This is a genomic window from Candidatus Coatesbacteria bacterium (assembly GCA_014728225.1).
Lineage (GTDB): Bacteria > RBG-13-66-14 > RBG-13-66-14 > RBG-13-66-14 > RBG-13-66-14 > WJLX01.
Map to the genome: position 1 here is coordinate 1 of WJLX01000028.1, position 9161 is coordinate 9161.

Below are 9161 nucleotides of genomic sequence, written 5' to 3' on the forward strand. Positions count from 1 at the left end.
GCCGTCATCGGCGGGATCGCCGTCGGACTGGGCCTCCTCCTGGCCCTGGCCGACCGCTTCCTGGCCGAATACGGCGAGTGCGAGCTGATCCTCAACGAGGACAAGGAGTTGACCGTCAAAGGCGGCAACTCCCTGCTCTACACCTTGTTCGAGAAGAAGTACTTCATCCCCTCGGCCTGCGGCGGCAAGGGCACCTGCGCCTACTGCAAGCTCAAGGTCCCCGCCGGCGGCGGACCCGTGCTGCCCACCGAGCGCCTGGCCCTCACCGACGAGGAGATCGCCGAGGGCTGGCGCCTGTCCTGCCAGGTCAAAGTGCGCAACGATATGCAGGTCTGGATCCCGCCCGAATACTTCGCCATCGGCGAGTACGAGGCCGTCGTCGAACGCAGCGTTCCCGTGACCGACAACATCCGCGAGCTGACCTTCCGCCTGACCGACCCCTCACGGATCAGCTTCCGCGCCGGCCAGTACGTCCAGGTCCAGGCCCCGGAACCCGAGAGCGGCGAGCCCATCTACCGCGCCTACTCGATGTCCAGCATGCCGACCATCAAGGACCGCATCTCGCTCAACGTGCGCCTGGAACCCGGCGGCATCGCCAGCACCTATCTGCACAACCTCTCCGAAGGCGACGAGGTCAAATTCTCCGGGCCCTACGGCGACTTCCTCTTCGCCCACTCCGGCCGCGACGTGACCTGCCTGGCCACCGGCGTCGGTCTGGCCCCCTTCCGCAGCCTGGTCCCCCAGATACTCCAGGAAGCCGACGACGTCGCCGTCCACCTCTTCTTCGGCGCCCGACGGCAACAGGATATCTACGGCCTCGAGGACATCGAGGACTGGAAACACAACGAACGCTTCCACTACATCCCCATCCTCTCCGGCGAGGAAGAACAGGACTGGGGAGGCGAATGGGGCCGGCTGGACTTCGTCTTCTTCGACAAATACTTCGCCGAGCACCAGGACGACGAATACTACCTCTGCGGCGCACCACCCGTCGTCAACGGTCTGACCGCCAAACTCCTCGAGCGCGGTGTCCCCGAAAACCGCATCCACTTCGACAAATTCGGCTAGCAACGCTATGCGTTGCATCATGGATCGCGACGAAAGGTTTTTAGCTGTTTCACCGTCACCCCCGCGTAGACGCTCCCGCTGGTCGCTGCGTTCCGGCAGTCATGTGTCAGGTGGCAACGCTATGCGTTGCCTCATGGATCGCGACGCACCGTTGACGAGTCATTCACCGTCACCCCCGCGTAGACGCTCCCGCTGGTCGCTGCGCTCCGGCAGTCATGTGTCAGGTGGCAACGCTATGCGTTGCATCATGGATCGCGACGCACCATCGACCGGCCATGCGCGGGTGTCGCTCCCGGCAATCCCTGTGGTGAAGGTTTCGATCCCGCCGTCCTATAGCCGAAGCGATGGCTTGAACCGGGAGGATGGATGAACGACAAGAGCGGTCGCTGGCTCGTGGGGTTTGCGCTGCTTACAGTCCTTCCGGCGACGGCCGACAGTAAGGTCATCGAGGAGCGCAAGCTGCCGCCGACACCCTGGATCGACGCCGGCCTCGGCGGCCGGGTGACCTGGACCGCCGTCGAGGAAGCCGACGCCGACATCCGCTACATCGATCTGCACCTCGGCGAGCCCGGCGTCGTCTACGGTTTCGCCGGCGACTACCACGCTTCCGCCCTCGCCCCCGACGGCTGCACCGCGGCCTTCATCGCCGCGGACGACGACTGGCGAGGTTTGATGCTGGTCCACCTCGGACCTCGAGCAGACAACCGCTGTCCCGTCCGGCTCTACAAAACCCCCGGGCTCGAGCCGGGACTGAGCTGGTCCACGGACGGCGAGCGGGTCTACTTCTCCCTCGTCGAGGAGCCCGACCCCGAGCGCATCGGCCTGTTCTTGGACAGCGAGGACATCGAGAATGACCCGCTGCTCCGCGATCTCGACCGAGTCGGCAATCTCTACTACGCCGACGCCGTCACCGGCGAGACGGTCCCCCAGAGCCTGGAACCCGGCGACTACCGCTGGCCCTGCCACCTCGCCGGCTTCGGCGTGGTCTGCGCCCGACGCGCCTGGGAGGAAGGCGCCCCGCGGCGCCTGGCCTACACCCATGACGCCGGCGTCACCACGGACCTCGAAACGCCGGGGGACGAACTCGTCGCCGCGCCGCGGCGCTACCCCGACGACACCCTGCTGCTCACCGTCCTGCGCGACGGCGAGCGGTGGTTCGTCCGCCTCGACCCGCGCACCGCCGAGGTCGTCGCCGAGGCTCCCGGGCCGCCGCGGGTCTACAATCCCGTCCCCGACCCCGTCGACCCCGCCAGCGGCTGGTACCTCTGTCAGACGGCCCCGGCGCCCGATCCGGCCGCCGAGCTGGTCTTCGTCCACGGCTTGCTGGGCGAGGGCGCCGTCGAGTTCCTGGCCTTGACCGACAACGACCATTACGACGGCGAGCCGAGCTGGGCGGTGGTCGAGCTGGAATACTGAGCCCCCCGGCTCCGTCACGCTTCTTGCACGTCCGCGGCCGCCGGTGGCGTCCGCGGGCAAGAAGCGCGCCGTCGCCTCCGGTAGTCCCGGACGCCCCCGGCGAGTCTCCCGACACCGACGAGCAACAATGCCCGCCCATCGCCAGTCGACGTACCGCGTCCTCTGCCTGCTGCTGCTCCCCGTCGGCCTCGCCGCGGCGGACGTCGCCCCGACGCCGCAGCCGTCCCCCGGTCACCTGGTCTGGCTGGCCGAGGTTAGGGACAACTGGGATATTTTCTACAGCGCGACACCGGACGGCGAGACGCTGCGTTTGACCGAGCACCCGGCCTGGGACTGGGGTCCGGCGCTGTCTCCCGACGGTCGCCGCCTGGCCTGGCTCTCCGTCCGCGACGGGCGGGAGGATATCTACCTGGCCGACATTGTTGAAGGGGAATTGACCGACATCAGGCGCTTGACCGACGATCCGCACCGCGAGGGCTTTTTAGCGTGGGGGACCGGAGCGGATGGAGCCCTCTACTATTCCGCCCTGGACCACGACGGCACGGGCAAGTTCGAGTTCTACGACATCTACCGCCTGGATCTCGACGGAGGCGGCCCCGAGCGCCTGAGCGAGCGCCCCGGGATGTTCTACGCCCCGGCGCTTCTCGGCGATCGCCTTTACGCCGTCTGGCAACCCGAGTACAACGTCGACGATTACCGGCTGGTCGAGCTGGTCGACGGCGAGCCCCGGCCCGTCCACGTCGACGGCGAGACCGTCCGCCTCGTCGAATACGCCGACCGTTCACCGGCGCCGCCGCGGAGCGTCGGCGGGGACCGGCTGACCGTCGTCCGCCTGGTGAACGGCGAGGCTCGCTTGAGCGTGGTCGATCCCGTCGCCGGCTGCCTCATCCACGAGGCGCCCATCGACCCGGCAACGGTCCGCTATCCCCGGCCGGTGGACGCGGACGGCGGGTTGTTCATCTACGCCACGGCGGCGGGGGACGACGCCGAGCTGGCCCTGGGGCGGCTGGGCGACGGCGTCTTCGCTCAACTCGCCCGCCTGACCGATAACGCCCATTTCGACGGCTACCCTTCGTGGGCGGCCCGAACCGGGGAGACCGACTGATGCGCTACGGCGTCACCATCCTGCTTTGCGTCCTGCTCTGCGCGGCCGTCGTCGCCGACGTCGGCGGCCGGGCGGCCTTCATCGACTACAGCGACGACCCCGTCGGCGAGCTCTACTTCCTCGACCTCGACGCAGCGGAGCCGGTCCGGCTGACCGAGAACCCGGGCGCCGACCACTCCCCGGCCCTGTCGCCCGACGGCCGCCGGCTGGCCTGGGTCGCCGAGCGCGACGACCGGGTCGACATCCATTTGCTGGAGTTGGGGGCCGACGGCACGGGGCGCGAGGTCCGCCGGCTGACCGCCACCGCCGCCGTCGAGTCCGACCTCTCCTGGTCCGCCGACGGCGAGCGGCTGTACTTCAGCGCCTTCGACTACATCGACTTCGGCGCCGTCGGCCTGCACGCCGGCAGCCGGGAGGAACTCGTTCACCTGGCGGGGACCGAGCGGGGCTATTCCGTCCATTACTACAGCTTCGAGTACGAGAACGTCGAACCGCAGAGCGTCTTCGGCGGCGATTACCGCCATCCCCTCCACGTCGCCGGTCTGGGACTGATCTGCGCCTACGAGCCCTGGAGCGAGACGACCTCGCCCTTCGAGCCCGGCCTGGTACTGATCCACCATGCCCTGGCCTGCGACCAGTTCGCTCTCCTGGACGGCGAGCCCGTCGGCCACTTTCCCGGCGGCGATCCGCTGCTGCGTCTGCGTCGGGAGGACGTCGGCCGGGTTTACGCCCGCTGTGACTCCCGGAGCTTCGAGCTGCTGGAGGAATGGCCGGGGGACGGCTGGCACGCCCTGATCCCCACCGATACGGCGGACTGTTTCCTCGGCGTGACCATGGCCGCGCCGAACACCCGTCTGGCCCTGGTTCGGCATCCCGGCGCGACCAACGAGGAGATCACCTACCTGACCCCGACCGAGCGCAGCGTCGGCGAGCCCGGTTGGGCGCCCCTGGAGCTGAGCGAATGAAGACCCTGACGACGATCATCCTCGGCCTGGCCCTGTTGGCCGCTCCGGCGGCGGGCGCTGACGAGGCGCGGCTGTTGGCGGGTTTTTGCGCCGCCGAGGGCCTCTCCGGCCGCCTGGCCTTCACCGGTTACGACGACGACTCCGACGGCGAGATCTACTTCCTCGACCTGGCCGAGGGCGTCGTCCACCGGCTGACCGAGGACCGCCACGACGACTACTCCCCCGCCCTGTCCCCCGACGGCCGCCGCCTGGCCTGGGTCGCCGAACGCGACGGACGGCACGACGTCTATCTGATGGAGCTGGGTCTGCACGGCGAGGGGCGCGAGGTCACCCGGCTGACCGACAGCGAGGGCCTCGAGCGCGACCTCTCCTGGTCCGCCGACGGCGAGAGCCTCTACTTCGCCAGCTACGAGGAGATCGATTTCGCCGTCATCGGCATCGCCGAGCCCGGCCTGGCGATGGACGAACTGGTCGAACGCGACGAGGGCTACGTCGTCTACTCCCTCGATCCGGACACCGGGACGACCCGGCGGCTCAGTCTGCTGGCGGGCGACTACCGCTCCCCCGTCCACCTCGCCGGTTACGGCACCGTCTGCCGCTACGATCCCTGGCACGTCGACGTCTCCCGCTTCCGCCACGGCCTGGTGGTCATCGACGCCGAGCTGAACTGCGACGGCCTGCTGCCCTGGTGGGAGACCCGGGAGATGGAGTTGCGTGAGCGCCTGCACCGCTTCCCCGACGGCGATCTGCTGGTCGGCTTCCGCGTCGAGGACGGCAGTTACTTCGTCCGCCTGGACGCCGAGCGGGCCTACGTGGAAAAGAAGTGGTATCTCTCCGAGGACGACATCGGCGACGCCGTCCCCGACCCCGACTGCGAGGACTGCGGCTGGTTCGTCCTGGTCAGCGAGGACGAGGAGCTGCTGTTCTGTCAGGGGGTTTTCAGCTCCGCCTACGCCGACTACCTGATCGTCGAGGAGGCCGCCGAGCCGAGCTGGTCGTTGTTACGCTAGCCGCGATCCTGGATGAGTTCGAGGATTGAGCAACCGCCCCGCACACCCAAGGGTCCAAATGAAGTGGCTGGAGCTGATTTTCTCGATCATCGGCGCTCTGGGCGTCGTCGTCATCGCCGTCAACCTCTGGCTGACAAGGCGGCAGAACCGTTTCGTCCGCACCTTTGAAATCATCACCCGCTTGGACAGTCCCGAGGCGCGCCAGGCCCGCCGCTACACCCGCCACGAGTGGAACGGCGAACTCGCCGTGCTGGACGAAAGCAAGCGCGAACTCGTCCACCGGCACATCAACGACATGGATGTCGTCGGCAGCTTGATACTGGAACGTTTGACCAACTATCCGCTTGTCGTTAGGGTTTTCGGCGGGATGATCGTCTCCTCCTGGGATAAGTGCAGGGATTACATCGAGCAGCGACGTGAGGAGTACTTCCCCTACTTCGCCATTCACTTCCAGGCCGCCGTGAAACGGATAAAAAGCGACGGTAAGCGCATCTTCAAGGATTTCAGCAGTAAACACAAACTCAGGATCAAACCTCACCGGATTAACCTATCAAAGCCCTCGCATTAGCGTAAGAACCGGGCAATAACAGAAGGAAACCGATGAAACGCTACCGCCTCGTGCCCCTCCTTCTCGTCTTGATACCGCTGGCCTCCTCCTGCGCCGTCGAGCCCCTCGAGGGCGACGTGCTGCTCTACGACGGCCCCGGCGCCGACGAGGACTGCACCGCCAACCTGGCGGCGCTGCTCGAGAACCTGGGCTACTCCGTCGAACTCGCCGGACCGGATTACTTCAACACCAACGGCTGCGCCGGTTTTCGGGTGGCGGCCTTCCCCGGCGGGGACATGTTCCAGTACGCCCGCGATCTGGAGACCGACGCCAAGGAGGACATCCGGCGGTTCCTCGCCGAGGGCGGCGCCTACCTGGGCGTCTGCGGCGGTTCCTACTTCGCCGCCGCCCGCGTCCACTGGCAGGGGGCCGAGCTGCCGATGGAGCCCCTGGCCCTGTTCCCAGGCGAGGCCGTCGGCCCCATCGACGAGATCGCCCCGTTCCCCGACTGCACCATTACCGGCATCCACGCCGACGAGGAGCACCCCATCAGCGCCGACCTCGAGGACGAGCTGCGCTACACCTACTGCTACGGCCCCTACTTCCTCCTCGACGAGGAAGCCGGGGAGGCCCCGGCCGTCCTCCATCGCTACGACACCGGCGACGGGGCGGCCAGCCTGGCCTTCGCTTACGACGCCGGCCGGGTGTTCATCATCGGCCTGCACCCCGAACTGACCATCGTCGAGGTCGAGGACGGCGGCACCGACTACCACCCCGACAGCTACGCTCTGTTCGAGGCCGCCCTGGACTGGCTCCTCGCCGACCGTTAAGGAAAGGTGGATCATGCAAGCCGTCGTCGTGCTGTTCTCCGCCGCGCTGACCAACAACATCGCCCTGACCAACTTTCTGGGCATGTGCCCTTTCATCGCCGTCAGCCGCGACGTCAAGACCGCCTTCGGCATGGGCGCCGCGGTGACCCTGGTGATGACCCTGACCGCCGCCGCCAACTGGGCCATCCAGCACTACCTGCTCGAGCCCTTCGGCGTCGAGCACCTGCAGTACATCATCTTCATCGTCGTCATCGCCGCCATCGTCCAGGTGCTCGAGCTGGCCATCGAGCGCTTCAGCCCCGACCTCTACGCCTCCTTCGGCGTCTTCCTGGCCCTGATCACCGTCAACTGCGCCATCCTCGGCGTCTCCCTCTTCATGGTTCTGCGCGGCTACGGCTTCGTCGAGACCCTGGCCTACGGCTTCGGCTCCGGGGTGGGCTGGACCCTGGCCATCGTCGCCCTGGCCGGCATCCGCCAGAAGCTGGAGAGGGCCGACCTGCCCAAGGGCCTCGAGGGTCCGGGGATCACCATGATCGCCACGGCGATCATGGCCATGGCGTTTATCGGCCTGACGGGGCTGATCTAGTTTGCTTAGACAGAGAAAGGATGGGATTATGTCTGCCGAAGAAAAATATAGTTTTACAACATCATCTGAGAGTGTTAATCCAACTAGAATAACAAAACCAGTAAGTGTGCTTGGGATACCAGCCTACATTGCTTATAGGTGGATGATGCCTGGTTTTATAGCTGCTGCGATAATAGGTATTGCTCATGCCTTTTCAACGGTTCCTTTTACCTGGAAATTAACTGAATTACCTACTGCAATACTATTATTAGGTGTTATTTTGGCATTTGGTTTTCTTGTGTCAGTTATGTCATATGCGCATATATTATTACTTAGGGAATTTCAGAAAATCATCTATTATTACATAAATGTTAAGCATCAAGATAATAATTGTTTCTCTTGCTGTGACGACAAATCTGGTTTTGCTAAATTGTCTATACTTAATAATAAAAATGGGAAATATTTTTACCCTAAGTTTGTCTTACTTAATATACTATGTTTTATTCCGATTGTTGATGTGTGCGTATATTATTGTAAAAAGAAAAAAATTAAAAATAATAAATTATTAGACTTAGAGACTATAAATGTCCGTCTAAGCAAAATATATAATGATACTGAACATAGAAATGTATCTCAAGATATGCATCTTGCTTTTGGCGCAATAAATATTGGCTATACAGTAGTGACTGCATCTATATATATATCAACACTATATACGAATATTCTGTGGATTCCAATAATAGCTATTGCGCTGATCATATATATTCTCTCATGTCATTATTCATGGAAAATGCTAGGATTTGGGTATGATAAATTATACAAGTATTATGATTATAAGCAGGAACAGAAAAAAGATAAAATAGTTGAGCTAACTTATAGAGAACAAAACAATAATGTCTATTTAATAAGTATCGAAACAAAATATAAGAAACCATCTAATAATTAACGCTTAAGCATATACGTATTTTGATATTGTTCTGAACCTTTTCTTACAAGTAGTTTCTTTTCAACTGTGTAATAAGGTCTATCCAAGGGCCGACCGGTCGGCCCGTTTGGACGTTTGTGTCCCGATCAACGTATAAACGACAACCAGCAAACGGGAGGAACTAAAGGTCCTCCTCTAGGCAAGCGTCTCCGAACCGATTATTCGCCGTAGTGTCGCTGAGGCCTCAGTCGCCCGCTTTACGTTGCGGCGGGGGCTTGAAGCCCCCGCCCTCGGTCAGTTATTCTCATGTAGGGCGGACCCTCTGCGGTCCGCCGTCGATGAAACACAACGGTTATGGACACCGAAGCCAAGCAGCATCTGCGGCGGGGGGCTTGAAGCCCCCGCCCTCGGTCAGTTATTCTCATGTAGGGCGGACCCTTTGCGGTCCGCCGTCGATGAAACACAACGGTTATGGACACCGAAGCCAAGCACCATCTTCGGCGGGGGGCTCGAAGCCCCCGCCCGAAAAAACCGACGGGCTTTGCCCGCCGGTTCAGCTGTTGCTTCTATTTGCGCTCCGCCCGGCGCCTGGAGCGGGGGCTGCAGCCGGGGCAGCCGCGGCAGGGATCGTTGCGCTTCTCCCGGCGGATGAACAGCGCCAGGCCGACGACGGCCCCGGCGGCGACCAGGCCCAGCAGCAGCCAGCCGGGCCAGCTCATCGGGGCTCCCC

At 63.2% G+C, this 9161-nt stretch carries 10 protein-coding genes and 1 pseudogene; 10 read left to right on the forward strand and 1 reads right to left on the reverse strand.

What is annotated here, in order from left to right; genetic code table 11:
* The 10 genes and pseudogenes from GF399_02330 to GF399_02375 form a co-directional block, all read left to right on the forward strand.
* Positions 1–1068, forward strand: a 1068-nt coding sequence (locus tag GF399_02330; protein MBD3399151.1) for a 2Fe-2S iron-sulfur cluster binding domain-containing protein, incomplete at its 5' end; no start/stop codon positions are given.
* Between the two features lie 366 nt (positions 1069–1434).
* Complete coding sequence (locus GF399_02335; protein MBD3399152.1) at positions 1435–2484, forward strand: hypothetical protein; 1050 nt, start codon at positions 1435–1437, stop codon at positions 2482–2484.
* Positions 2485–2611: 127 nt separating this feature from the next.
* Positions 2612–2941, forward strand: a pseudogene (locus GF399_02340) (hypothetical protein).
* Positions 2942–3350: 409 nt separating this feature from the next.
* Positions 3351–3527 carry a hypothetical protein gene (locus GF399_02345; GenBank protein MBD3399153.1) on the forward strand — a complete coding sequence of 59 codons (177 nt, stop codon included), beginning with the start codon at positions 3351–3353 and terminating at the stop codon, positions 3525–3527.
* Positions 3528–3588: 61 nt separating this feature from the next.
* Positions 3589–4554: a hypothetical protein gene (locus tag GF399_02350; GenBank protein MBD3399154.1), complete on the forward strand. Its 966-nt coding sequence runs from the start codon at positions 3589–3591 to the stop codon at positions 4552–4554.
* The gene (locus GF399_02355) at positions 4356–5564 is read left to right on the forward strand and encodes a hypothetical protein (GenBank protein MBD3399155.1); all 1209 of its coding nucleotides are present in this window, start codon (positions 4356–4358) and stop codon (positions 5562–5564) included. The genes GF399_02350 and GF399_02355 overlap by 199 nt, the downstream gene beginning before the upstream one ends.
* Before the next feature lie 58 nt (positions 5565–5622).
* A complete protein-coding gene (locus GF399_02360; protein ID MBD3399156.1) occupies positions 5623–6132 on the forward strand; it encodes a hypothetical protein in 510 nt (169 codons plus the stop codon).
* Between the two features lie 32 nt (positions 6133–6164).
* Positions 6165–6941: a hypothetical protein gene (locus GF399_02365; GenBank protein MBD3399157.1), complete on the forward strand. Its 777-nt coding sequence runs from the start codon at positions 6165–6167 to the stop codon at positions 6939–6941.
* Between the two features lie 13 nt (positions 6942–6954).
* On the forward strand, positions 6955–7527 hold the full coding sequence (locus GF399_02370; GenBank protein ID MBD3399158.1) for an NADH:ubiquinone reductase (Na(+)-transporting) subunit E: 573 nt from the start codon (positions 6955–6957) through the stop codon (positions 7525–7527).
* Between the two features lie 28 nt (positions 7528–7555).
* Positions 7556–8452: a hypothetical protein gene (locus tag GF399_02375; protein MBD3399159.1), complete on the forward strand. Its 897-nt coding sequence runs from the start codon at positions 7556–7558 to the stop codon at positions 8450–8452.
* A 545-nt stretch (positions 8453–8997) separates the two neighbouring features.
* On the opposite strand, the gene GF399_02380 is transcribed toward GF399_02375, so the two are convergent.
* Positions 8998–9150 (reverse strand): hypothetical protein, encoded by a 153-nt coding sequence (locus tag GF399_02380; protein MBD3399160.1) that lies wholly within the window; start codon positions 9148–9150, stop codon positions 8998–9000.
* Between the last annotated feature and the right edge of the window lie 11 nt (positions 9151–9161).